The organism is Sporosarcina psychrophila (assembly GCF_001590685.1).
Taxonomy (GTDB): domain Bacteria; phylum Bacillota; class Bacilli; order Bacillales_A; family Planococcaceae; genus Sporosarcina; species Sporosarcina psychrophila.
In genome coordinates, this window is the sequence record NZ_CP014616.1 from 279515 (window position 1) to 304903 (window position 25389).

The 25389-nt window shown below is 43.2% G+C and carries 25 protein-coding genes; 23 read left to right on the forward strand and 2 right to left on the reverse strand.

Going from position 1 to position 25389, the window contains the following annotated elements; translation table 11 throughout:
* Positions 1–48: 48 nt before the first annotated feature.
* From hisD to AZE41_RS01230, 7 genes are all read left to right on the forward strand, one after another.
* Complete coding sequence (hisD, locus tag AZE41_RS01200) at positions 49–1329, forward strand: histidinol dehydrogenase (RefSeq protein ID WP_067204627.1); 1281 nt, start codon at positions 49–51, stop codon at positions 1327–1329.
* Between the two features lie 31 nt (positions 1330–1360).
* Positions 1361–2674, forward strand: a complete 1314-nt coding sequence (locus AZE41_RS01205) for a GntP family permease (RefSeq protein ID WP_067204629.1) — start codon at positions 1361–1363, stop codon at positions 2672–2674.
* Positions 2675–2750: 76 nt separating this feature from the next.
* Positions 2751–3683, forward strand: a complete 933-nt coding sequence (locus AZE41_RS01210; RefSeq protein WP_067204632.1) for a 3-hydroxyacyl-CoA dehydrogenase family protein — start codon at positions 2751–2753, stop codon at positions 3681–3683.
* Between the two features lie 12 nt (positions 3684–3695).
* Entirely contained in the window at positions 3696–4460 is a 765-nt protein-coding gene (locus AZE41_RS01215; RefSeq protein WP_067204633.1) for an SDR family NAD(P)-dependent oxidoreductase, read from the forward strand.
* A 21-nt stretch (positions 4461–4481) separates the two neighbouring features.
* A complete protein-coding gene (locus AZE41_RS01220) occupies positions 4482–5249 on the forward strand; it encodes a 3-hydroxybutyrate dehydrogenase (RefSeq protein WP_067204636.1) in 768 nt (255 codons plus the stop codon).
* A gap of 308 nt (positions 5250–5557) precedes the next feature.
* Entirely contained in the window at positions 5558–7099 is a 1542-nt protein-coding gene (gene adh / locus AZE41_RS01225) for an aldehyde dehydrogenase (protein WP_067204639.1), read from the forward strand.
* Between the two features lie 156 nt (positions 7100–7255).
* A complete protein-coding gene (locus tag AZE41_RS01230) occupies positions 7256–7612 on the forward strand; it encodes a DUF779 domain-containing protein (protein ID WP_067204642.1) in 357 nt (118 codons plus the stop codon).
* Positions 7613–7665: 53 nt separating this feature from the next.
* Here the strand turns inward: AZE41_RS01230 and AZE41_RS01235 are convergent, their stop codons facing one another.
* The gene (locus tag AZE41_RS01235) at positions 7666–8058 is read right to left on the reverse strand and encodes a thiol-disulfide oxidoreductase DCC family protein (RefSeq protein ID WP_067204645.1); all 393 of its coding nucleotides are present in this window, start codon (positions 8056–8058) and stop codon (positions 7666–7668) included.
* A gap of 194 nt (positions 8059–8252) precedes the next feature.
* Here AZE41_RS01235 and AZE41_RS01240 point away from each other — a divergent pair, with 194 nt between their 5' ends.
* The 7 genes from AZE41_RS01240 (at position 8253) to bioB (ending at position 12862) form a co-directional block, all read left to right on the forward strand.
* Positions 8253–8435 (forward strand): hypothetical protein, encoded by a 183-nt coding sequence (locus tag AZE41_RS01240; RefSeq protein WP_067204648.1) that lies wholly within the window; start codon positions 8253–8255, stop codon positions 8433–8435.
* 260 nt (positions 8436–8695) lie between these two features.
* On the forward strand, positions 8696–9025 hold the full coding sequence (locus tag AZE41_RS01245; RefSeq protein ID WP_197485352.1) for a PadR family transcriptional regulator: 330 nt from the start codon (positions 8696–8698) through the stop codon (positions 9023–9025).
* Positions 9022–10155, forward strand: coding sequence for a DUF2812 domain-containing protein (locus tag AZE41_RS01250; protein ID WP_067204651.1), 1134 nt, complete (start codon positions 9022–9024; stop codon positions 10153–10155). Before AZE41_RS01245 ends, AZE41_RS01250 begins: the two co-directional genes overlap by 4 nt.
* Before the next feature lie 326 nt (positions 10156–10481).
* On the forward strand, positions 10482–10868 hold the full coding sequence (locus AZE41_RS22985) for a hypothetical protein (RefSeq protein ID WP_067204654.1): 387 nt from the start codon (positions 10482–10484) through the stop codon (positions 10866–10868).
* Between the two features lie 57 nt (positions 10869–10925).
* Positions 10926–11111 carry a histidine kinase gene (locus AZE41_RS22470; RefSeq protein WP_156475936.1) on the forward strand — a complete coding sequence of 62 codons (186 nt, stop codon included), beginning with the start codon at positions 10926–10928 and terminating at the stop codon, positions 11109–11111.
* A 148-nt stretch (positions 11112–11259) separates the two neighbouring features.
* On the forward strand, positions 11260–11856 hold the full coding sequence (locus AZE41_RS01260) for a biotin transporter BioY (protein WP_067204657.1): 597 nt from the start codon (positions 11260–11262) through the stop codon (positions 11854–11856).
* Position 11857: 1 nt separating this feature from the next.
* Positions 11858–12862: a biotin synthase BioB gene (gene bioB, locus AZE41_RS01265; RefSeq protein ID WP_067204660.1), complete on the forward strand. Its 1005-nt coding sequence runs from the start codon at positions 11858–11860 to the stop codon at positions 12860–12862.
* A 41-nt stretch (positions 12863–12903) separates the two neighbouring features.
* Here bioB and AZE41_RS01270 read toward each other — a convergent pair whose 3' ends face one another.
* The gene (locus AZE41_RS01270; protein ID WP_067204662.1) at positions 12904–13488 is read right to left on the reverse strand and encodes a GNAT family N-acetyltransferase; all 585 of its coding nucleotides are present in this window, start codon (positions 13486–13488) and stop codon (positions 12904–12906) included.
* A 224-nt stretch (positions 13489–13712) separates the two neighbouring features.
* Here AZE41_RS01270 and AZE41_RS01275 point away from each other — a divergent pair, with 224 nt between their 5' ends.
* The 9 genes from AZE41_RS01275 (at position 13713) to ispF (ending at position 25368) form a co-directional block, all read left to right on the forward strand.
* The gene (locus AZE41_RS01275; RefSeq protein ID WP_067204664.1) at positions 13713–15413 is read left to right on the forward strand and encodes a hypothetical protein; all 1701 of its coding nucleotides are present in this window, start codon (positions 13713–13715) and stop codon (positions 15411–15413) included.
* Positions 15414–16380: 967 nt separating this feature from the next.
* A complete protein-coding gene (locus tag AZE41_RS01285; RefSeq protein ID WP_067204668.1) occupies positions 16381–16851 on the forward strand; it encodes a CtsR family transcriptional regulator in 471 nt (156 codons plus the stop codon).
* A gap of 32 nt (positions 16852–16883) precedes the next feature.
* Entirely contained in the window at positions 16884–17438 is a 555-nt protein-coding gene (locus tag AZE41_RS01290) for a UvrB/UvrC motif-containing protein (RefSeq protein WP_067204672.1), read from the forward strand.
* On the forward strand, positions 17428–18516 hold the full coding sequence (locus AZE41_RS01295) for a protein-arginine kinase McsB (RefSeq protein WP_067204675.1): 1089 nt from the start codon (positions 17428–17430) through the stop codon (positions 18514–18516). Before AZE41_RS01290 ends, AZE41_RS01295 begins: the two co-directional genes overlap by 11 nt.
* 351 nt (positions 18517–18867) lie before the next feature.
* On the forward strand, positions 18868–21342 hold the full coding sequence (locus tag AZE41_RS01300) for an ATP-dependent Clp protease ATP-binding subunit (RefSeq protein ID WP_067204678.1): 2475 nt from the start codon (positions 18868–18870) through the stop codon (positions 21340–21342).
* A gap of 79 nt (positions 21343–21421) precedes the next feature.
* Complete coding sequence (gene radA, locus AZE41_RS01305; protein ID WP_067204680.1) at positions 21422–22798, forward strand: DNA repair protein RadA; 1377 nt, start codon at positions 21422–21424, stop codon at positions 22796–22798.
* Between the two features lie 187 nt (positions 22799–22985).
* Entirely contained in the window at positions 22986–24089 is a 1104-nt protein-coding gene (locus tag AZE41_RS01310; RefSeq protein WP_067204683.1) for a PIN/TRAM domain-containing protein, read from the forward strand.
* 37 nt (positions 24090–24126) lie between these two features.
* On the forward strand, positions 24127–24810 hold the full coding sequence (gene ispD, locus AZE41_RS01315; protein WP_067204686.1) for a 2-C-methyl-D-erythritol 4-phosphate cytidylyltransferase: 684 nt from the start codon (positions 24127–24129) through the stop codon (positions 24808–24810).
* 81 nt (positions 24811–24891) lie between these two features.
* Positions 24892–25368, forward strand: a complete 477-nt coding sequence (gene ispF, locus AZE41_RS01320; RefSeq protein ID WP_067204689.1) for a 2-C-methyl-D-erythritol 2,4-cyclodiphosphate synthase — start codon at positions 24892–24894, stop codon at positions 25366–25368.
* Positions 25369–25389: the final 21 nt, after the last annotated feature.

The following is a 25389-nucleotide window of genomic DNA, read 5'->3' on the forward strand; positions in this document are numbered from 1 at the left end:
ATAAAGTGCTTTGCATACGTATGCAAGAAAGAAAGAGGAGGAAATAAAATGGTTAGAGTATTGAAAGCTGGTAAATCACAAGAAGAATTGACTAAAAACAATCTTGAAGTATCGAAAATTGTAGCGAATGCTATTCAAGAAATTGAGAATAGAGGAGACGAAGCGGTTCGTGAGTTCTCCGAGAAATTTGATAAATGGTCGCCTGAGGCATTCAGATTAACCGAAGAACAAATTAAAGAAATCGTAGCGCAAGTACCTGCGGAAGTAATCGAAGATATTAAATTTGCTCAAAAGAACATTCGTGAATTTGCAGAAGCGCAATTAGCGTCAATGAACGATGTAGAAGTAGAAAACATTCCAGGCGTTATTTTAGGGCATAAAAATATCCCTGTAAGCAGCGTCGGCTGTTATATTCCTGGTGGACGTTACCCTATGGTTGCTTCTGCTCATATGAGCGTGTTGACAGCAAAAGTTGCTGGTGTCAAGCGTGTAATCGCTTGCACGCCGCCAATTAACGGTGAAATCCCGAATGCAACAATCACGGCAATGTATTTGGCGGGTGCGGACGAAATCTATTTATTAGGTGGAATTCAAGCGATGGCTGCTATGGCGATTGGAACTGAAACGATCCAATCTGTCGATATGATTGTCGGGCCTGGAAACGCTTTCGTGGCAGAAGCAAAAAGACAACTATTTGGTCGCGTAGGAATTGACTTGTTTGCTGGACCTACTGAAACATTAGTTGTTGCGGATGAAACAGCAGATGCTGAAATGATTGCTACGGATATTCTTGGACAAGGTGAACACGGTCCAACATCTCCGGGTGCCTTAATTACGACTTCGGAAAAACTTGCTTATGAAACTGTAGAAGAAATCGAAAGACAACTTAAAGTATTACCAACGGCTGACGTTGCACGCGTTTCATGGGATGATTACGGCCAAATCCTGTTAGTGGATAGCATTGAAGAAGCGCTTGTAGAAGCCGACCGACTAGCGTTTGAACACGTTGAAATTCTAACAGCAGATCCGAATTATTTCTTAGAAAACATGACAAATTACGGTTGTCTATTCCTAGGGCCTGAAACGAACGTTGCATACGGCGATAAAGTGATTGGAACGAATCATACATTACCAACAAAAGGTGCAGCTCGTTATACAGGCGGTCTATGGGTAGGTAAGTTTATCAAAACGGTAACGTACCAAAAAGTGACACCTGAAGCGAGTGCTTATATCGGCGAATATGCAGCGCGTCTCTGTCAATTGGAGAACTTTGCAGGTCATGCTGAACAAGCGTTATTACGAGTAAGAAGGTACGGAAAGAAAGCATAATTTCTTTTCTGCAGAGGGGGCAGGCGATTCGATGTTAGGGATGATAGGGTTATTTGGGGGACTAGCATTATTGATTTATTTGACAATGAAGGGCATGAACTTACTAATTGCTGCTCCGCTGTCAGCGCTCGTTGTTGCACTATTAAGTGGCCTTCCATTATTTCCGGGAGTACCGGATGAAGGGATAGCTAACTTTGTAACAAATTATATGGGCGGTTTTTCAAGTTTCATCGGCTCATGGTATTTAATGTTCTTGACTGGAGCAATTTTCGGTAAAGTTATGGAAGATAGCGGTGCAGCAGAAAGTGTTTCGAAATGGATTGTAGGCAAGCTTGGTATGAAACGGGCAGCTCTTGCTGTTGTAATCGCTTGTGCAATCCTGACGTATGGGGGAGTTAGTTTATTCGTCGTTGCATTTTCTGTTTATCCAATGGCCATCAGTTTGTTTAAAGAAGCAAACTTACCAAGAAGATTCATCCCAGCGACATTAGCATTTGGATCTACAACGTTTACCATGACTTCTGCGGGTTCACCAGAAATTCAAAACTGGATTCCAATTGAGTTCCTTGGAACAACTGCATATGCTGGATGGCAAGTAAGTGCAATTGTAGCTGCATTTATGGCGATCTTCGGCTATTGGTGGCTGAAAAAAATGATTTCAAAAGCGTTGGCAAAAGGCGAACATTTTGTTGATAGAGAAACGGATCATCATGAGGTAAGGGAGAATTTACCGAGTCCATTGTTAAGTGTAATTCCCTTAGTTGTTGTGTTGATTATCTCATTTATATTCCATAACTCATTGGGAACATCAGCGTTAATCGTTGCTCTTACGAGTGGTGTAATCGCAACGTATTTAATCAACAGAAAGTATTTCTCGAACTTTGGGAAAGCGGTTTCAGAAGGAACTATGGGTGCAGTTATTGCAATTGCCAATACAGCCGCGGTTGTAGGATTTGGCGGAGTTATAAAAGCAACACCCGCGTTTGGTGACGCTGTTAGTTTTATGACGGCTATTCCAGGGAGTCCGCTCATAGGAGGAGGACTTGCAGTAGCAGTTATTGCAGGTTTAACTGGATCATCATCAGGTGGACAGGCGATTGCTTTACCGTTGCTTGCACCACATTATTTAGATTTGGGTGTCGATCCGGATGCGTTACACCGTGTGGTCGCAATTTCTTCAGGCTCTTTGGATTCATTGCCACAGGGCGGTTATGTTGTAACGACAATTCGTTCAATTGCTGGCGAAACGCATAAAGACGCATATCCTGCGTTTGGCGCATTAACGGTCATAGTACCAATACTCGGCGTCGTGTTAGCTGTCGTATTATTCTCATTAGGCATGTAAGTAATAGATACCCAACAAGCTAATTGTTATAGTTTGTTGGGTATTTTATCATATCGAAAAATGGAGGTAGACCGTTATGGAAAAACTAGCAATCATCGGTTGTGGCACGATGGGACATTCAATCGCGTTATCAGCGGCGTGGGCAGGGATTGAAGTCAAAATCTCTGGTGTGAATGAACAAGATCTAGCAACAGCAGATAAAGGGCTTCGCAATAAATTAACAGTAATGGTACAAAATGAGTTATTTAATGAAGCAATGGCTGAAGAAATTCGTAAGCGCATTGTATTTTCAACTTCATTAGAAGAGATTGTACGAGAGGCGACTTTTATAATTGAGGTCATTCCAGAGAATAGTCAAATGAAGCGGGAATTGTATAAAGAGATTGAAGCAATATGTAGTAAAGATACTGTTCTTGCGAGTAATACGTCTGGATTTACGCCAACTTCTTTAGCGGAAGAAATGGAGTACCCGAATCGTTTTATCGTTACACATTTTTGGAATCCGGGACATTTAATCCCCCTTGTCGAAGTGGTTAAAGGGGAGAAAACTGATCAGGTAACGATTGAGCGTGCTATGAATTTATTGAACGAAATGAATAAAAAGCCGATTTTGATAAACAAAGAAGTTCCAGGATTCATCGGGAACCGGCTGCAGTATGCTTTATTCCGCGAGGCACAATCGCTGCTCGATGAAGGTGTTGCGACGAAAGAAGATATCGATGCAGCTGTAACGTATAGCATTGGGAGACGCTTGCCGATAACGGGACCGTTAATGACTGCGGACATGGGAGGCCTTGACGTTTTCTCTGCGATTTCAAATTACTTGTTTGAAGATCTTAGCAATGAAAGTAAATCGGGAGTTCACTTATCAAATCTAGTCAATCAAAAGAAATTCGGTGATAAGAGTGGTGAAGGATTCTATATGTGGGATCAAGAAACTTCTGAAACAATCAATGCAGAGCGGGAGAAAACGCTTATTCACTTCCTAAAAAACGATCGGAAAGAGTAGGAGGATGCTAATATGAAACCATACTTTTCAGATTTAGAAAACAAAACGGTTATTGTAACGGGCGGGGGTAAGGGTATTGGAAAAGAAATTGCCCGGACATTCGCTGAACTAAAAGCGAATGTCGTTATCGTAGGTCGAGATGAGAATGCACTACATAACACGCTAGTGGAATTACACCAATACAATACGAAATGTAAATCGATTCAAGCGGACTTAAAGGATATCAAGCAGGTCCGGGCGATGGTTGATGAGGTAGCGACCCAATTTGGAACGGTAGATGTATTGGTGAACAATGCGGGGGTTAATATCGCTAAACCGGCGATAGAAGTGACGGAAGATGATTGGGATCAAGTGCTCGATACAAATTTAAAATCTACGTTCTTTTGCAGTCAGGAAGCCGCTACTTACATGATTCCGCAACTCAGTGGGAGGATCATCAATATCGTATCCCAAATGGCTTTTGTTGGTTATTATAATAGGGCGGCGTATTGTGCAAGTAAAGGTGGAGCGGTTCAACTGACAAAAGCGTTGGCAGTCGAATGGGCGCAAAGTGGAATAAATGTAAATGCCGTTGCTCCGACATTTATTGAAACAGAATTGACGACTAAAATGTTTGAAGATGAAGCATTTAAAAATGATGTAGAAAGTCGAATTCTCTTAGGCAAACTGGCACAACCGGGAGATATTTCAGGAGCGGTTCTTTACTTGGCATCGAACCTATCAAATTTTGTTACAGGTGAAACGATTAAAGTAGATGGTGGATGGACAGCAATCTAAAAGGTAAAGGTGGCAAAGAATATGATGCAAGATCTAGTGTTATTTATAACTGGAGCAGCAAGGGGAATCGGATTCGATATTGCAAAGGCATTTTCTGATGCTGGTGCTAAAGTTGTTATCTCTGATTTAACGCAACAAGCCGTCGATGAAGCACTTTCCAAAATTGAAAAAAATGTCGAAGGAATTGTCTGTGATGTTACAAAAGAAGAGGACATCAAAAAGGCAATTGAATTTACGGTTGAGAAGTTTGGGCGGATTGATATTCTTGTCAACAATGCGGGGATGCAACATGTATCATTTATCGAAGATTTCCCTACTGAAAAGTTTGAACTGCTTGTAAAAATTATGTTGACGGCACCATTTATAGCCATCAAACATGCACTGCCTCATATGAAGAAACAACAGTTTGGAAGAATTATTAACATGGCTTCTATTAATGGCGTTATTGGATTTGCTGGAAAAGCCGCTTACAACTCTGCAAAACATGGGGTAATTGGTTTAACGAAAGTAGCTGCTCTCGAATCGGCTGCAGATGGAATTACTGTCAATGCGATTTGTCCAGGGTATGTCGATACGCCATTAGTGAGGAACCAGTTTGCTGACCTTGCAAAAACAAGAAATATTGAAGTTGAACAAGTTTTAGAAGAAGTACTATACCCATTAGTTCCTCAAAAAAGACTGCTCGATGTGAAGGAGATAACGGATTTAGCTTTGTATATTGCAAGTGACTCCGCAAAGGGTATGACTGGACAAGCGATTATTTTGGACGGTGGCTACACTGCTCAGTAAAACCATTGTTATATAAAGGGCCTACTCGTAAGTCGATTTATAGACTTACGAGTAGGCCCTTTAATTTACCACGCACGGATAATAAAGTAGCTCCCGATGAACATGTCAATCTATGTCGAACGATTATAAAGTCTAGTAGTTGAAATAATCAACATAGTCTGACAGAATAAGAGGACAAGCTTCTTTTTTATTTCAAGTCTGTTGTAAGCGCATACATTAATTGCTTCTGGTAGAGGCGCATACGGAGGAAGTTTGCGACATATAGTGGCATTGTGTGAAAAATTCAACTCACAGGGAGGAATGGAAAAATGGTACAAGCGGTAGAAAATCAGATTTATGCTTTTCCGAATACGGAAGGTGCGAAAGTAAACTTTAAAGAACGCTACGATAACTTTATCGGTGGAAAATGGACAGCGCCGGTTAAAGGGGAATACTTTGATAACGTGACGCCGGTAACGGGGAAAGTATTTACAGAAGTAGCACGCTCGACTGCAGAGGATGTTGAACTTGCGTTGGATGCGGCACATGCTGCAAAAGATGCTTGGGGCAAAACGTCTGTTACGGTACGTGCGAATACGTTACTGAAAATTGCTGATCGCATTGAACAAAACTTAGAAATGCTAGCTGTTGCTGAAACGTGGGATAACGGCAAAGCGGTTCGTGAAACATTGAATGCAGATCTGCCGCTTGCTATCGACCATTTCCGCTATTTTGCTAGTGCAATCCGTGCGCAAGAAGGTGGAGTTAGTCAGATTGACGACGATACTGTAGCGTACCATTTCCATGAGCCAATCGGTGTCGTTGGACAGATTATTCCATGGAACTTCCCTATTCTGATGGCGGTATGGAAACTAGCACCAGCACTTGCTGCAGGAAACTGTGTCGTGCTGAAGCCTGCTGAACAGACACCGGCATCAATTCTTGTACTTGTAGAATTGATAGAAGATCTATTACCTCCGGGTGTTTTGAATGTCGTGAACGGTTTTGGTCTTGAAGCAGGTAAACCGCTTGCATCGAGCTCACGTATTGGGAAAATTGCATTCACAGGTGAAACGACAACGGGACGTCTGATTATGCAATACGCTTCACAAAACGCAATCCCTGTCACACTCGAATTAGGTGGTAAATCACCGAATATCTTCTTCGAAGACATTATGGACGAAGACGATTCGTTCTTGGACAAAGCAGTAGAAGGCTTCGTCATGTTTGCACTGAACCAGGGTGAAGTATGTACATGCCCATCGCGTGCATTGATTCAAGAATCCATTTACGATAAATTCATGGACCGCGCAATTGAGCGTGTAAAAGCGATTAAAACAGGAAATCCGCTTGATCCGACTGTCATGATGGGTGCGCAAGCGTCAACTGAACAGTTGGAGAAAATTCTTTCCTATCTAGATATCGGCAAACAGGAAGGTGCGGAATGCCTGATTGGCGGAGAGCAAAATCAGCTTGAAGGCGATTTGAAAGACGGCTACTACGTCAAGCCAACTGTCTTTAAAGGGAATAATAAAATGCGGATTTTCCAAGAAGAAATCTTTGGCCCTGTCGTTTCGGTTACAACATTCAAAACAAAAGAAGAAGCGCTTGAAATTGCGAACGATACGCTATACGGCTTAGGTTCGGGTGTCTGGACACGCGACATGAATACGGCATATCGTTTCGGCCGCGGCATCCAAGCGGGGCGGGTCTGGACGAACTGTTATCACATGTACCCAGCGCATGCTGCATTCGGTGGTTACAAAGCGTCCGGTGTTGGACGTGAAAACCATTTAATGATGTTGAGCCACTATCAACAAACGAAAAACATGCTTGTTAGCTACAGCGAAAACAAACAAGGTTTCTTTTAATTTCATTCAGCGGGGGTTCAAACCCCGCTGAATGAAATTAAAGCCTCCGGCGGATGTCACAGATTTTGAAGGGAGTTAATTGAGCAAGCTCAATTCAAAATCCGGACGCAATCACGCCGAGGCGTGATTGATTCGAAAAGGAGGGAGGTAGTGCGGATGACGGAACGCGTACTCGCAACCGACGCTGCACTGGAACTCATTGCGTTTTTGGAAGAGAAACACGGTCCACTCATGTTTCACCAGTCGGGCGGCTGCTGTGATGGATCATCGCCAATGTGTTATCCGAATGGGGAACTGATTATAGGTGATCAGGATGTCCTACTTGGTACTATTGGTGAAACACCGTTTTATATGCACAAAAACCAATTCGAGTATTGGAGGCATACACAGCTAATCATTGACGTTGTCAACGGTCGCGGTGGCATGTTTTCACTCGAAGGTGTCGAAGGCAAACGCTTTTTGACCAGGTCACGTGCGTTTACGGCTGAGGAAAACAAAGAGCTACAGGTGTAAGTGAATAACAAAAGGGCCCTCGATGAAAACTCGGCGGGCCCTTTTGTCGTTGGTTAAATAAAGCGTTTCCGCTGTTCTGGCGATGGCAACATACACGCATCTTCTTTCTTGCCAAACCATTTATAGCGATTTTTAGCGACGTAGTTATATACGCCGTCACGGATTTTACGTGGTACGAGTATAAATAGGAAGAATAGATGCCATAATCCGTCCAGTTTTTTTGCGATACGGAGCGCTGCTGAAGACTTGGTGAACGCTTTACCGTTTTCAATCAAAACCAAGCTGTCAACGTCTTCCGGGATAGCATATTTTTTCGTGAGTTCCAGTCCTTTTTCGCTTTGTAATGAAGTAAATTGAAAATGATTGGCAGGATCTCGCTTTATAATGAACTGCACACTTGCATCACAAAAATTACAAACACCGTCAAATAAAATAATTCTTTTCATAAAATAACCTCCCGGAGTACTTATCTTCTATAGTATAGCCTGTTAGTGAATCGATAAAACGTGAAAGGTGTTACTATTTACACGTGACAGAATATTTAGTATAATAGTAGTGAAAAGAAATGGAACATGCTATAAACGTTTGGATGTTTTCCACCGCATTTAGCCCCGGCAAAATGATGAGAGGATGATAGACTATGGAACGTTTACCTATTGAGTCGTCAGAAATGGAGCTTAGGACTAATAAGGATTTCATCGACAAATTAAAAATGATTGGCGAAGGTGGTCCAATTTATGAGCAATATGAAATGCTTGAGAAAAGAAGAGAAAAGTCCGATTCCTTCGAGGATGAAAAAAAACTTCCGCGTGATTACCAATAACTAAACCTCACAGCGATGTGAGGTTTTTCTGTTTTTTAATGCTCTATATAGGTTGAAATAAAGAGCTTCGATGAATCCGCTGCAGCTACCCCGTGAAAGGCGACTTTGCTAAGTTTATATAGTAATTCATACGGTGAATAATGGGGTCTTTCTACGGAAAGATCCTTTTTGATTTATCAAAATACCTTTGACCACTATGTCACACCGTGATATAGTCGAGCCATGACATAATGAATGTAAAGAATTGGATGTGAGTTCAATTGAAAATGGAGAAAATTATTAAATCATATAGTCCGATGACAGAAACGGCATTCTATATTTTGCTATCACTTACGAAACCACGCCACGGCTACGGTGTTATTAAGTACGTGGAAGAATTGACAGAGGGCCGACTTATCCTTGGATCCGGAACAATTTACGGCACGCTGACGAAAATGCAGCGAGATGGAATCATTACGGTCTATGCAGATGAAAAGCGCAAAACAATATATGAAATTACGGATGTTGGAAAAGGACTCATGCGCCACGAAATGGGACGGCTGAAAGAATTGCACACAAATGCAATGAAACACGAGGGGGGATTCCAATGACTGCGAAAAAATGGAGACCATTTTGGAGTTATGATGTGGAAAAGACAGAACGTTGGTTATCTGAAATGGCTGAGGATGGAATGCAATTAACGGATGTTAATCGCCTGACGCGGGTGTTTTCATTTGAACAAGGACACCGTGAAATAGTGCAACATCATATTATATATGACAAGCTACAGGTGGATTTGCCTAGTTCGCTTGAGGATTCTGGATGGGAAATTGAAGTGACGGAAGGTAATTGGATAATCGTCAAGAACGAAGAGGATGATATCCATGTATTTCCGTCGCGTGAAGGTGTACTGAAAAGAAACAGACTTCATATGTATGTTATTTCGGTGCTTGCTGTTATGAATGCTATTCCACTAACCTCTATGACATTGGCCTTTATACCATTTCTATTTGGCTTTGGGGGTGAAATCGTGGGAAGCCCTTTGTGGGCGATTACTGCATTGTTCGCGCTCCAAGGAATCGCGACGATTGTGCTCGCAATCTATATCCAGCGGAAATTGAGGTCATTTGAAATCGAGTACTTTGAAATCCAAACGGATACAGATATGCGAATAGGCAAAACGTTCGTCAAGCTTAGAATTGGCTGGATGTACGCACCTGATCTTCTTGAAAAGTGGCTTTCTGAAATGGCAGCTGAAGGGAACCATCTTGTTCGAGTAACAGGTTCGGGAACAAGGTTTCATTTTGTGGAAGGTGAAGCGGAAAATGTATCGTATATATATGACTTTCAACCAAAAGTGGCGCATGCCTACTACACAATTCATAAAAGCGCGGGGTGGCAATTGAAATTCACATCATCTTTTACGTTTATGAAATATACTCTTTGGGCAAAACCATATGAAGCTGGCGACAAGATGCCGCGCTTAACGTACGATGAGGTGGAACGAAAAGGGCAAGTGCGAAGAATAATGATTATGAATGGTATTATGGCGAGTTATTCAGTCGCATTGCTGACATTTGTGTTATGGATGAATATTAATATTAATATTGATTATGATAGATCTCTCGTCCATAAAGTTATACTGGCTTTTCTGATTGCCAGTTCCATCAGCCCACTCTTTCTAGTGACTCGAGTGTTTCTATACTACAGAAGAATGCGTAATGCAGGAGTTCAAGACTAAGCGCTATAATCTATATTGAATATACGAATACATGTGGAAACTGGGTGAAGGCACCTTAAAAGGGGTAGCCAACCGAACAACGAAGAGTTCGGTTTGTATAATTTTTGCGTACTTTGCATAAATTATACAGTTTATACCAAGAAGTAATTCTATTATTTCCTGTGTCCCTCGTGGGAGGCATCCCCGAGCGCCACAGCGGATTTGAATGGAATCTTTATTTCAACATCTGTAGTTAGTAAACTATCCAATATTCATTAAAGTTCATAGTGTCTATCGCCCGTTTGTCTTCCTTCTTTTCACATCTACTAGAAGGAGGAGGTGATAGTATGATGCAACAAGGTAATTGGCAGCAGCCAAATTGTCATCAAGGGAATATGATGGGTGGTAATCAAGTACGCCCGGTAGTATGTCCGACGCAGTATCGTTGTCACGATCAATTTGTACCGCGTGAAGTTCCTTATATCCATCCGATCGTCAATGTGAATCGGGTGCATAACGTTGAAATTCCACGTCACTATTTCACAGAAACAACACAGAATGTGATGGGGCAAACACTCCCTGCTCGACCAGGTTTCGGTCCAGGAATGGGCGGAATGGGTCCAGGTATGGGACCAGGAATGGGCGGATTCGGTCCACAAGTTGGCGGTATCGGTAATCGTCCTGGCTGTGGACATCGTCCCGGTTGTGGCTGTGGAAATCGCCGCGGCTGGTGATAGGTCAGATTTATGGTAGAATAAAGCTACCATAATGATATACAGTAGGTGAGTTTGTTGAGAGCTTTTAAATTTGTCATTCCAGTCATGCTGCTCGTTGGAGGGTTTGGCTGGATGAAATTGACGAAAGAATTCCAAGAAGTGCCCGGATTAACGCGCTTGGCTATTATAATTGGTGCGATGATTTTGAGCGGGATCATTTCTTACTTTTTATTTCCAAAAGACGAAGGCGAAAAATCCTAAAGAGAGACCGATAGCGAATTTGCTATCGGTCTTTTGTTTATTTGCTAATACGTCATTTGCGTTAACTTGATTTAAATATTTGTTGACTCATAATGTGTTATCTATTATTCTGTTAAAGATAACATAAACTTTAGGGGTGTATCAGATCATGACAACAGCTACAGTAAAAACAAAAAGTAAAAGCGCAATGAGTCCGTTAACACTTGTCTACAGTGGAATGTTCGCAGCACTGATGATGATTGGCGCAAATATTACCGCATTTGTACCATTTCTAGTTGTGGGTGGTGTGCCGATTACATTGCAGACATTTTTTGCGATTCTTGCGGGACTTATTCTTGGTAGTCGCAGGGGTGCACTGGCGATGGCGGTCTATATGTTCATCGGGCTTGCGGGGGCGCCTGTATTTGCGAGATTCAGTGGTGGTTTTGGATCAATTATCAGTCCGACATTCGGATTTATCATATCTTATATTTTAGTAGCATTCATCGTCGGGAAAATCGTTGAAAAGAACGGGAAATTACATGGTTATATTATTGCTGCAATCGTTGGAATGGTTCTAAATTATGTAATCGGAACGAACTGGATGTATTATGCCTATAAGCTCTGGGCTGCGGCACCGGATGCCTTTACATACAAAGTCGCGTGGCTATGGATGGTGCCGCCACTGCCGAAAGATATTATCCTTGCCGTCCTTGCTGGAATCTTTGGACACCGTATGTATAAGGTATTGAAAGTGAGGCGTTAATATGACGAAGTATACTGAGTTAGCTGAACGTGTTCTAGTGGGACATGTCCTGACGGATGAGGAAGCCCTATCGATATTGGGGAGTCCAGAAGAGGACTTGCTGCCGCTTTTGCACGCGGCTTATATAATCCGGAAACATTATTATGGGAATAAAGTGAAGCTTAATATGATAATGAATACGAAATCTGGCTTATGCCCGGAAAACTGCGGGTATTGTGCACAGTCGATTATTTCAAAAGCGCCAATCGAAAAGTATGCCATGATGAAAAAAGAAGAAATTGTAGCAGGTGCAGCTAGAGCAGCCGAATTGAATGCAGGAACCTACTGTATTGTGGCTAGCGGGAGAGGTCCTGCGAACCGTGAACTCGAAATTGTTATCAATTCCGTGAAGGAAATCAAGTCGAAGTATGAGCATATGACCATTTGTGCATGTCTTGGACTGTTAAAACCAGACCAAGCGTCCCGATTGAAAGATGCTGGCGTCGACCGTTACAATCACAACATCAATACGTCGGAAGCCCACCATGGAAGTATCACAACGTCTCATACTTATGAGGACCGCGTAAACACGGTCGATCTTGTGAAGCAGTCGGGTATTTCACCGTGTTCTGGCGTTATCATTGGTATGCGTGAAACGAAACAAGACGTCGTCTCAATGGCACGCAGTTTGTATGCAATGGATGCAGATTCGATTCCAGTGAACTTTTTACATGCCGTGGATGGGACACCCCTTGGCGGGACAGACGAGTTAACACCGATCTATTGCTTGAAAGTACTATGCTTGTTCAGATTCATTAATCCCACAAAGGAAATCAGGATTTCCGGCGGGCGTGAAGTGAACTTACGCAGTCTTCAGCCGTTAGGGCTATACCCGGCAAACTCGATTTTTATTGGGGATTATTTGACGACAACCGGCCAGGAAAGTGAAAGAGACTATCAAACGCTGAAGGATATGGGATTCGAAATAGACTTAGAACCTTTAGCAAAACAGCCTGTTCCAGTGTGATTGAAAAATGGACATCCCATTTCGACGGGATGTCCATTTTTTCATTCAGGTGTATCAAATGGTTGCAGAATATCTCTTTTGCCTTTTGTGTGAAAAATAAGTACTTTATCAGTAGGATCGTACTTTTTACCATAAAATGTTTCATCTTTATAAGTGTGGATTTCATCGTACGTCTGTGTCATTGCATTGTAGATTTCTTCTTCACCTGAATCAGTTGGTGACCAGTATAAGATTTCAAGTACCGTATTTTCGCCTGTTGCAAGGGAGCGACGATTATAGCCGATGCGCTGTGCATGTGTGAAGTTTTCACGTGAGTAAAATTTAAGTCGTTTTGCAGTATCTGTATCTTCATAATCGACTGGCTCCACTTCAAGGAGAATCGGTTTATTCTTGGATTTTAACATTGTTAATAATTTGCTGCCAAGTCCCATGCCGCGTGATTGTGTTGAAACGAACAAGTAGTCGACGAATATAAACTTCTCGAACTCGACATACATGAGCACATGATGAGGTCCTTCATCCTTCTTATAAACACTTTTCTTGTCAGTTAGTAACGCATCCATATGTTCCTTTGACTTCATCTCTTCAACGGGGAAGTATTCATTTAGCTTCTCATACCAATTCAAAATGTGTTGCCTCCAATGGTTTATTTACCCCGGAGTTTTTTGTTTTGGATTGTGAGACCGAGGAAAAAAGAAGGGTAGTAAAAAATCCTCTATTCTACTGTATACCCATTATTTTAAATAAATAAACTTGCTCGGTTTTAATTAAGTAAATGAAACTATTTCCTAGATTATCCGTATACTTAGCTAACAACAAAAAATCTTACTCAGTGGAAAAGGGTGTATATATGTTTAATTTACTTATATTCTCAATTATTGTGGGCATCGTGTTCAGTCTAGTTATTGTCCCATTTATATTAAGTACTCAAGCGAAGCGTGGTGCGGATGAGGAAGCTGTAAGAACTCCTTTTAATAGAGGAGCTGCGATTGTTACCGTAGCTATATTATCTGCTATAGCCGTATTCGTGTTTTACTATACGACAAACATGGACCGTAACTGGACGTCTCTGTGGATGGTGCTTTTAGTCGTTACATTGCTAGGTGCTTTGTCGGCAGGTGGCAAAGACCGCAAAGTGAAATTGGTCCTGTTCCTCGGTGCACTTGTTTTTGGTGCATATATACTTAGCGCGCCGCTCTTCAACGCCGACAAGAAATACAAAGCAGTTGAAATGGATCAGCAAGTGGAGATTTCAGCGTTCGATGAAACAAAAACGCCGGCAAGTGTTCCACCGAAGTTTGCGCGCAATAAGATGAAGAAAGCATTCGGGCAAGTTCCGAATACGAGTTACTATGAGCTCGGCAGTCTGCAAATTCAAAAAGTCGATGGCAAATTTGTCTACATTGCACCCGTGGAGTTTTCGGGCTTCTTTAAATGGTGGAGTGCTGATACAACGCCTGGCTACTTTACGATGAGTGCAACAGACTCGGCTGATAACCCGAAATTTGTGAAAGCAGAAATGACGTATACACCGTCGTCCTACTTCCACAAACAAGTGGAGCGTCATATACGGATGAAAATGCCGAACCTTATTTTTTACGGGGATGTTCAACTTGAAATTGACGACGATGGAAAACCGTATTATATCCGTTCTTATGGGGAATTCATTTCCGCGCGTAACGGCTTTGATGTAAAAGGGATTGTAATGGTCGATCCTGCTAATGGTGATGTGAAAAAGTATTTGCTTGCAGATATACCTGAATTCATCGACGGGGCTGTTTCACCTGAAGCGGTCAGTTTGCAAAATAGTTACTTCGGGAACTATATCCACGGTTTCTGGAATTCAGTCGTTGGGAAGAAAGATGTCAAGTTGCCATCTGATGAAGGAACAGAGGCGAATGTAAGCCCGATTTTTGACGAGAATGGTCATATGTATTACTTCACAGACTTTACAAGTCCAAAAGAAGGTGTCGACTCGATGCTTGGCTATGCGTTGACGGATGGTAAGACAGGAAAAGCAACGTATTATTCAGGTAATCTGGAAGAGTCCTATATGGATTCGCAAGGGGCACTGCAGATTATCGAGAAGAAATTCATCGAAAAGAAATGGTCCGGCGAAATGCCGGTCTTGTATAACTTCTACGGAGAAGCGAGTTGGTTAACGCCAGTGCTCGATTCAAATGGATTCCTGCAAAATTACTTCATTGTATCAGCAGCGAATCCGGAAATATCGGTTTACGGCAATACGCCGAACGAAGCATTGAAATTGTATAAGACAGCTCTTCAGCGCGGAGGTAGCAGTGTAGATGGTAGCTCGAGTGCGGAAGAGGCGAAAGCGGCTGTAACGGTCGTACGTGTATTCAAAGAGCGCGTCGGTGATTTTACACTTGTTTCGTTTTTAGCGGATGATGGACGCAACTTCATCGTCTCTTCGGAAGCTGTGCCACTCTCAATCTATATTCAAGAGGGCGATAAGCTTGTTGTGACATATTTAGAGACGGGTGAACTATTCTTGCCTGTGAAAGAGTTGACGAATGTTAGCGTGGAATAACGGAAGTGGAGTGCAAGGCGAATTCGCCTTGCACTCCATTTTTAGTTGCTATATATGTTGAATTAAAGAATCCCATTGAATCTACTGTGGCGCTCAATAAGGAGAGAGTATTAATTCGGAGGCCGCTGAAAAAGTCCTGTTTCCTTCAATCCCGTTGATTTCCGTTCCGAGCGGACGCTTTCCGCGGGCACGGCTTCAGCCTCCTCGTCACTGCGTTCCTGTGGGGTCTTCAGCTCGCGCTGTTCCCGCTGGAGTCGCCGCTCTTCACTACAATCAACTAGTTCTTACTATTAAAAAAGAACTTTTTCAGTGGCTTCTTAATTCGGGGTGTGGATTGTAGAACGCTTGGCGCTTTGGCGAGCCCGTTGCCGCGCCTGCACTAGGGTGTTTATTATCGAGAGAAATGTGGTTTTGAGATGTATATGCCGAGACTATAATGTGATTACTAGTTGATACTACTTATAGTCAAGAAAGACGTACTCCAACTTGCAGATTTCATCACAGATAATGAAATGCTCTTTCTCACATTGACCATCCAGCGAAGGCGCATCTTCGTGGTAGCCGGAGCGATAAGACTGAAAGGGATCTTCTTTCTGGCTTATCGCGGGAGGCATCCACAAAGCGTCGAAGCGGTATTGATAGGAGTCCAAGTATTAGAATTTCCGGTGGCCTACCAATAGCCCTTGTAAAGCGCATACATCGTATTCCTCTGTTCAACATATATAGAAAACTATAAAGTCTCGTACAGTGGATAACCTGCAAAAGGAGCTATTCCACGTCTGAACTCCTATGCTTCTGAACAGGCGCTTCCGCTTTTGTTTTTTCGTACGGTTAAAACGTATTGTCACATGCCGATACTTGTTAAGTCTGGTGCGTATCGATTGCGGAACATGCGGAATATCATGTACAATCAAGTCAAAGATAGTCAAAGTCAACGGCTTATCCCCCGTATGAAAGAGGTGAGGGTATGAGAAACATTTCCGACATTATTGAAGGATATTTGAAAGCAATAATCGAAGAGGGACAGTGTGGAACCATCGAAATTAAGCGCAATGAAGTCGCTGAAAAGTTCCAGTGCGTTCCGTCTCAAATCAATTACGTTATTAAGACCCGCTTCACGGCGGAGCGTGGTTATGCGGTTGAATCGAAGCGTGGAGGCGGTGGCTACATACGTATTTTCCGCGTTCAGGCGAATTCCCGTAAAGAATTGATAGAACATATTTTAGGCGGTATCCAATCGGGAGCCTCTTATACGATGGCTTTAGATGTCGTTTACAGACTAATTGAAGAAGAAGTCATAACGGAGCGCGAATCAAAGCTCATTCTTGCTGCGGTTGATAGAAGAACTATCCATCAGCCACTTCCAGACCGCGATATCATGCGTGCACGCATTTTACAAGCAATGCTCTTGACGCTTATTTACGAACAGCGTAACTAATCACCAATCCAACTGATATGAGGTGGCTTTCGATGATATGTGAAAATTGTAAAGAACGAACTGCGTCCATTACGATTACGCAAGAAAGTGTAGTCGGATCGCTGGAACGCCATTTATGTGAGAAATGCGCATTTCAATCACAAACATTCCATTTCGACCCCAATCAAGAGCCGTTGTCCATTCAGCAGTTCCTATCTCACTGGTTTAGCGGTTCTGATCCTTTCCAGGCACAACCGCAAACGCGGGGAGAGTCGTTTGAAGGACCCGAATGTCCCTCATGTGGTTTAACGTTTCCGAAGTTCCTCGATATTGGGAAGTTTGGCTGTGCCGACTGTTATGACACATTTCGTGGCAGCTTACCGCAAGTTTTTGGCAAGCTTCACAATGGCCATTCAACTCATACCGGGAAAGTACCGGTTTCATTTAATGAAATATATGCAGTTAAAAAGAAAATTGAAGAGATCCGAGTGAAGATGAAAGAGGCAGTAGAAGCTGAGCATTTTGAAGAAGCGGCAGCTTTGCGTGATGAAGCGAATACACTAAAGCAACACCTTTCCCTTGGAGGTGAAGAAAACGATGTCGATTGAAAAATTCATGCGTGATGCGGTAACCCCTTGGATGACTGCTTACGGAGAGCACTCAGACATCGTTATGTCGACGCGAATTCGACTTGCACGCAACTTGACGGGCTATCGTTTTCCTATCGCGTTCACTGAAGAAGAAGCGATGGCGGTAGACAGAGCGGTTACGGGTGTTTTGCTTGATACCATGCAAAGTGGCTATTCCTATACTAAGATGTCCGATCTACCTGCATTGGAACGCCAAGTACTTGTTGAAAAACATCTGATCAGTCCGCAACTCGCAATTCCTGACAGGCATGGCGCAGTTCTTCTATCAGAAGACGAGACCATAAGTGTCATGGTGAATGAGGAGGACCATATCCGCATTCAATGCATCTATCCTGGGTTACAGCTTGAGGATGCCTATAAACAGGCTGATCAGGTTGACGATTACCTTGAAAAAGAACTGCCGTATGCTTTTGATGAAGACTTTGGTTATTTGACAAGCTGTCCATCGAATACGGGAACCGGCATGCGCGCATCTGTGATGATGCATTTACCGGCACTTACAATGACGAAGCAGATTGATCGTATTATCCCGGCTATCTCACGGCTTGGAATCATTGTCCGAGGGAGTTATGGCGAAGGAAGTGAAGCACCTGGTAATGTCTATCAAGTATCAAATCAGACGACGCTTGGTAAAACGGAGCAAGAGATTCTCGCGGATCTTGGAAACATTGCATCTCGGTTAATTGGGCATGAACGGAAATCGCGGGAATTGTTACTTTCAAAGTCGCGAATTGCGCTTGAGAACAGGCTATTCCGTTCATTGGGTACAATTAGTTATGCGCGACTATTACCGTCAGGCGAGGCAGCACGATGCCTTTCGGACGTCAGACTCGGTATCGATCTTGGCATCATCCAGGACGTTGACATGTCGATTTTGAACGAACTGATGATATTCATGCAGGCAGGTTTCCTACAACAATATGCAAGCACGGAGTTATCACAAGAAGAACGGGATATATTCAGAGCGAAACTGTTTCGAGAACGACTCAATGTAGAGAAATCCTCTCCTCCGACTGAGATTAATACGGAAGAGTGAGCAGGTATTTTGCACATTGTCTTTTGTTTAGGTATAGTTAGGTCAAAGATAGTCAAAGTCAATTTTGCCAATAAAGGAGTTCCCGCGTGTTCGGTTGAATACGTATAAAAGGGTGGTTGTTTTCTTACCTCTTTCTAGAGAGGAATGAAAACATAAGGTTTACTGCATGGATTGGTGTCTAGACACCAGCCCCTAGGCCCATGTGCAATGGGAGGGACTGAAATGCATTCCTCCTACCTGTCGAGGCTGAACGGCGCCTTGCGCTTTTCTAGAAAAGGAATTCATTTGAGTAATGTATGGTTTTTTGGGGAATTGATTGTATATATATAGTATAGAAGGAGAGGACTGAATATGATGTTTAATCGATTTACACAGCGTGCACAGAAAGTATTGCAACTTGCCCAAGAAGAGGCAATCCGGATGAAACACGAGTCCATTGGAACAGAACATATTTTACTTGGACTTATTCGTGAAGGCGGAGGTATTGCTGCAAAAGCGCTTGAAGCGATAGGTGTCAACTTTGAAACAATCGTACAAGGTGTAGAAAAACTTGTAGGTGCTGGAACAAAGGATGTCGGTCCAATCGTTCATTACACACCTAGAGCAAAAAAAGTTATTGAATTATCGGTGGATGAGTCACGTAAGTTGGGTCATTCTTATATCGGAACAGAACACATCTTGCTAGCACTTATCCGTGAAGGGGAAGGGGTTGCAGCGCGTGTCTTGAATAACGCTGGCGTTAGTCTGAATAAAGCGCGTCAACAAGTACTTCAGTTGCTGGGAAGTAATGATAGCTCGGCTACAGGTCAAGGCGTTTCGAATTCTGCTGCAACGCCGACATTGGATAGCTTGGCACGTGATTTAACGGAAGTGGCACGTGAAGGCTTGCTCGATCCGGTTATCGGACGTAGCAAGGAAATTACACGTGTTATTGAAGTATTAGCACGCCGAACGAAAAACAACCCAGTACTTATCGGAGAACCAGGTGTTGGTAAGACTGCAATTGCTGAAGGACTCGCACAGCAAGTCATTAATAACGAAGTGCCGGAAATTCTCCGTGACAAACGTGTTATGACACTCGATATGGGAACAGTCGTCGCGGGTACGAAATACCGTGGTGAATTCGAAGATCGCATGAAAAAAGTAATGGAAGAGATTCGCCAAGCGGGCAATATCATCCTATTCATCGACGAACTGCATACGCTGATTGGGGCAGGAGGAGCTGAAGGTGCAATCGACGCATCTAATATCCTGAAGCCTTCGCTGGCACGCGGTGAATTGCAATGTATCGGTGCAACGACGCTTGACGAATACCGTAAATATATTGAAAAAGACGCTGCGCTTGAACGACGCTTCCAACCGATCCAAGTCGACGAGCCAACTGTCGATGAAACAATCCAAATTCTCCATGGCTTGCGTGACCGTTACGAAGCGCATCACCGTGTGAAAATTACAGATGAATCAATCGAAGCGGCTGCTAAAATGTCGGATCGTTATATTTCTGACAGATTCCTTCCGGATAAAGCGATTGACTTAATCGACGAAGCGGGTTCAAAAGTACGCCTTCGTTCATACACGACACCGCCTAACTTGAAAGAGCTGGAATTGAAATTAGAAGCAATTCGTTCTGAAAAGAATGCAGCTGTCCAAAGCCAAGAATTCGAAAAAGCGGCATCGTTCCGCGACAAAGAACAAAAGATGAAAGAAGAACTTGAAACAACGAAAACAGATTGGAAAGAAAAGCAGGGTCAAAAAGAATCCGAAGTGACAGTTGAAGATATCGCAGAAGTTGTAGCGATGTGGACTGGAATACCGGTATCTAAAATAGCTGAAACGGAATCTGCAAAACTGCTCAACATGGAAGAAATGCTACACGAACGTGTCATTGGCCAAAGTGAGGCAGTAACTGCTATTTCCCGGGCAATACGACGTGCACGTGCAGGTTTGAAAGATCCGAAACGTCCGATTGGCTCGTTCATTTTCCTTGGACCAACAGGTATCGGGAAAACGGAATTGGCAAGAGCGCTTGCGGAAGTCATGTTTGGCGATGAAGATGCAATGATTCGTGTTGACATGTCCGAGTACATGGAGAAACATTCGACATCGCGTCTAGTCGGTTCACCACCAGGGTATGTCGGCTATGAAGAAGGCGGACAGTTAACAGAAAAAGTTCGTCGCAAACCTTATTCGGTAGTCTTGTTAGATGAAATCGAGAAAGCTCATCCGGATGTCTTTAACATTCTCCTTCAAGTACTGGAAGATGGCAGATTGACGGATTCAAAAGGACGCTTAGTAGATTTCCGAAACACAGTTCTTATCATGACTTCCAATGTAGGAGCACAAGAATTGCGGAAAAATCGTTATGTCGGATTTAATCTGGGAGATGCGGGACGCGATTACGAAGGCATGAAATCAGCGATGCTTGAAGAGTTGAAGAAAGCGTTCCGTCCCGAGTTCTTAAACCGTGTGGATGAAATGATTGTCTTCCATGCACTTGAAAAAGAACATTTGCGTAAAATCGTCTCGCTTATGTCGAATGAATTGACGAAACGTCTAGGCGAACAAGAGATTGAACTAGAGTTGACAGATGAAGCGAAAACCAAAATCGTTGATGTTGGTTATGATCCGGAATATGGTGCTCGGCCACTACGCCGCGCTATCCAGAAACACATTGAAGACCGTTTGTCTGAAGAACTTCTAAAAGGAACAGTACTGGTAGGTAGTAAAGTACTTGTCGATGTGGTTGATGGAGAGTTTGTCGTCAAGACAGGAATCGACGCTGAACAACCGAAAGTTGCGAAAAAAGAAGAAGTACTCGAAAAATAAAGTGTGAACTGGATAGTCCATCCCACCGACAGTTCTTTTCGGTAGGAATGGGCTGTCCTTTTCGTGTTCGGAGGATTCCATGGCAAAAAGAAAATCGAAGTTTATGTGTAAATCATGTGGTTATGAATCGGCGAAGTGGATGGGGCGGTGCCCAGGTTGCGGAGAATGGAATACGATGGAAGAGGAAGTTGAAGTAGCCGTTCAAAAAGGGCCACGTGGTGCATTTCAGCATACAGAGGGCGTCCGTCAAAAGGCGCTGCCTATCAGCTCAATCGAGATGATAGAAGAACCAAGAATTGGCACGGACTTGGAGGAGTTCAACCGCGTTTTGGGTGGCGGAATTGTCCCCGGTTCACTTATTTTAATCGGTGGAGATCCGGGTATAGGAAAGTCGACACTCCTTCTTCAAGTATCTTCACTGTTGGCGAACAAAGGGCAACGTGTTCTTTATATTTCAGGTGAGGAATCAATTCGACAGACAAAACTACGTGCAGAACGACTTGGCGTAAAATCAGATGAACTTTATATTTATGCAGAAACTGATTTGGGATTAATTCACGAAACGATAGCGGATGTGAAACCGACGTTTGTCGTTGTGGACTCCATCCAGACCGTACATCATCCCGAAGTAGCATCAGCACCAGGAAGTGTATCTCAAGTGCGTGAATGTACAGCTCAGCTGATGCGCATTGCTAAAACGCAAAATATTGCTATTTTCCTTGTTGGCCACGTAACGAAAGACGGGCAGATTGCAGGACCGCGGTTACTTGAGCATATGGTGGATACAGTTCTTTATTTTGAAGGGGAGCGGCATCATACTTACCGAATTTTACGCAGTGTGAAAAACCGTTTTGGCTCTACGAATGAAATTGCGATATTTGAAATGTTGCAGTCCGGTTTGAAAGAAGTACTGAATCCGTCCGAGCTATTCCTTCGAGAAAGATCCCAGGGGGGAGCGGGTTCAACGGTTGTTGCATCTATGGAAGGAACCCGGCCGATTCTCGTTGAAATTCAAGCACTTGTCACACCATCTAGTTTTAACTATCCAAAACGTATGGCTACTGGGCTCGATCAAAACCGAGTGTCATTGTTAATGGCTGTACTTGAGAAACGTATGGGGATGCTGTTGCAGGCTCAGGATGCCTATATTAAAGTGGCAGGCGGCGTGAAGTTGGATGAGCCGGCAATCGACTTGGCTGTGCTAATGAGCATCGTTTCCAGTTATCGTGACTTGGCGGCTGGTTTGTCTGACTGCTTTATCGGTGAAGTCGGGCTGACGGGTGAAGTACGACGAGTATCGAGAATTGAACAACGTGTGACCGAAGCCGCAAAACTCGGGTTCGAGCGTGCGATTATTCCCGCTTCAAATATTGGCGGTTGGGAATATCCGAAAGGCATTCGCGTAATAGGCGTAGAAACAGTCAGTGATGCACTGAAAATTGCTTTTAAAGATTGAGTAGAAGACGGGGCTGCAATTGTGGCAGTCCTGTCACTTTTATACTGTAAAGATGCAGTAAATGAGAAACTTTCACATGTTGGAGGGAGTCCTAACAGAATAGAAGGAAATATCACACTTACCTGACCTTATAAAGGCGGTTTGAAGCGGAAACATGTATAATTAAAAAATAAAGGAGGTGGTTCATATGTTGAAAAAGGTAGTTCAAGTTTCATTTTTGCTTATCGGTGGAACACTGGGTGTATTATTTTTACCGCATTTATTTAAATTATTTTCTTTTACTACGAGCCCATGGATTAATAATCCATACGTGTCTGCAATCCTAGGAGCAATATTGCTCTTTTTAATCAGCCTTTTCCTAACAGAACCAATTGTTAATTTCATTAAATGGATGGAAGAAAGGTTATTGAAAGCACCGGTTTTTGATCTGATATTCGGTACAATCGGTCTTGTTGTCGGTTTGAGTGTCGCGTTCCTAGTCAGTTTTGGAGTGAGCAGTATCCAGATACCGATTATAACGTCTGTCCTTCCAATCCTGTTGTCGATTATTCTTGGCTATTTAGGTTTTCAAGTCGGGTTTAAGAAACGGGAGGAAATAATTCACACGGTGCAATCTACAAAAAGCGGTGGACTCAAAAAGAAAGAAGTGGAGGATACATCTACTCAGACTAAAGGTAAGCTTTACAAGATATTGGACACAAGTGTTATTATAGATGGTCGGATTGCTGATATTTCGGCAACCGGTTTTCTTGAAGGAGTGCTTGTTGTACCGCAGTTTGTGTTGACTGAATTACAACATATTGCGGATTCCTCAGACACGTTGAAACGGACGAAAGGCAGACGCGGGCTGGACGTTCTGAAGCGTATGCAAACTGATGATGGTCCGAATATCTTAATCACAGATGAAGATTTTGCTGGCGTTCCTGAAGTCGATATGAAGCTCGTCCATCTAGCGAAAAAGATGGGTGGACTCGTTGTGACAAATGATTTTAATTTGAATAAAGTAGCGGATTTACACGGTGTCTCCGTGCTAAACATCAATGACCTTGCAAATGCGGTGAAGCCGGTTGTTATTCCTGGTGAGGATATGCATGTTGTTATTGTTAAAGATGGTAAAGAACATAACCAAGGCGTCGCTTATTTGGATGATGGCACAATGATTGTTGTTGAAGATGGGAAATTCCACGTTGGCAATGCAATCGACGTTGTCGTAACAAGTGTATTGCAGACATCGGCAGGACGAATGATATTTGCGAAACTTAAAAACGGTAAGATTTCAAAGGTGAATTAAGTAGTTTTTAATCATGAAAAGAAAAGGAAGAGAAGTCTTGAACTATACAGTTATGATGCCAGCAGCTGGGAGCGGTCAGCGAATGGGCGCCGGCTACAATAAACTTTTTTTGAAATTAGATGACAAACCGATTCTTATCCATACACTTGAAGTATTCGAGGAGGATCCAGCGTGTGACGGGGTCATCCTTGCGGTAAAACCGGACGAACGTATGCAAATCGAGTCAATGCTTGAACAGTTTGCGATTACAAAAGTGGTAGCAATGGTCGACGGTGGCGGGGAGCGACAAGATAGCGTGGCTGCATGTATGAAAGCGCATGGCAAGGGCGGCATTGTCCTTGTCCATGATGCTGCAAGGCCGTTCATTCGTCGAACAGTCATTACTGAGCTTGTAAAAGTGGCTGACGAGCACGGTGCAGCAATCGTAGGTGTGCGGGCAAAAGATACGATGAAATATGCAGAGGGTGGCATTGTCGAGGAGACGGTGGATCGTGGGAGGTTATGGATCATCCAGACGCCCCAGGCATTTCGCTATGCATTGCTGAAAGAAGCATCTGACGAAGCGCAGGCGAAAGGATTTCTCGGTACGGATGAATCGATGTTGGTCGAACGTTTTGGAGAATCCGTACGAATCGTTGAAGGTACGTATGACAATGTGAAGATGACCACTCAGGAAGATCTCCTGTTCGGAGAGATTTTATTGAGAAGAAAGAAAGTATAAGTTTTCAACCTGAACTAGTGTCTAGCTCCAAGCGCCTAGGCGCTTACGCTTTTCGTTAGAAGAAAAATAGGAGGTTTTTTGATGATTCGGATAGGACAAGGTTTTGATGTGCATAAATTTGAAGAGGGTCGCCCACTTATCATTGGTGGTATAACGATACCGCATGACAGGGGGCTGACAGGGCATTCTGATGCGGATGTGCTTTTACATACTATTACTGATGCGGCACTTGGAGCAATCGCTGAAGGGGATATCGGCCGTCATTTCCCAGATACAAGTGCTGAATTTAAAGATGCTGATTCTGCGGTGCTATTAGAAAAGATTTGGGCTCTTGTAGAAGGGAAAGGCTATAAACTTGGCAATATCGATTGCACGATTATCGCGCAAAAGCCGAAGATGTCACCTTATATTGAAGTAATTCGTAAACGTATTGCTGAGCTATTGAAAGCGGATATTTCACAAGTGAATGTTAAAGCGACGACAACGGAACAATTAGGCTTCACTGGAAGAGAAGAAGGAATTGCTTCTATGGCGACGATTCTGCTCATTAAGGCGTAACACCTTTTAAACAGCCCTGGC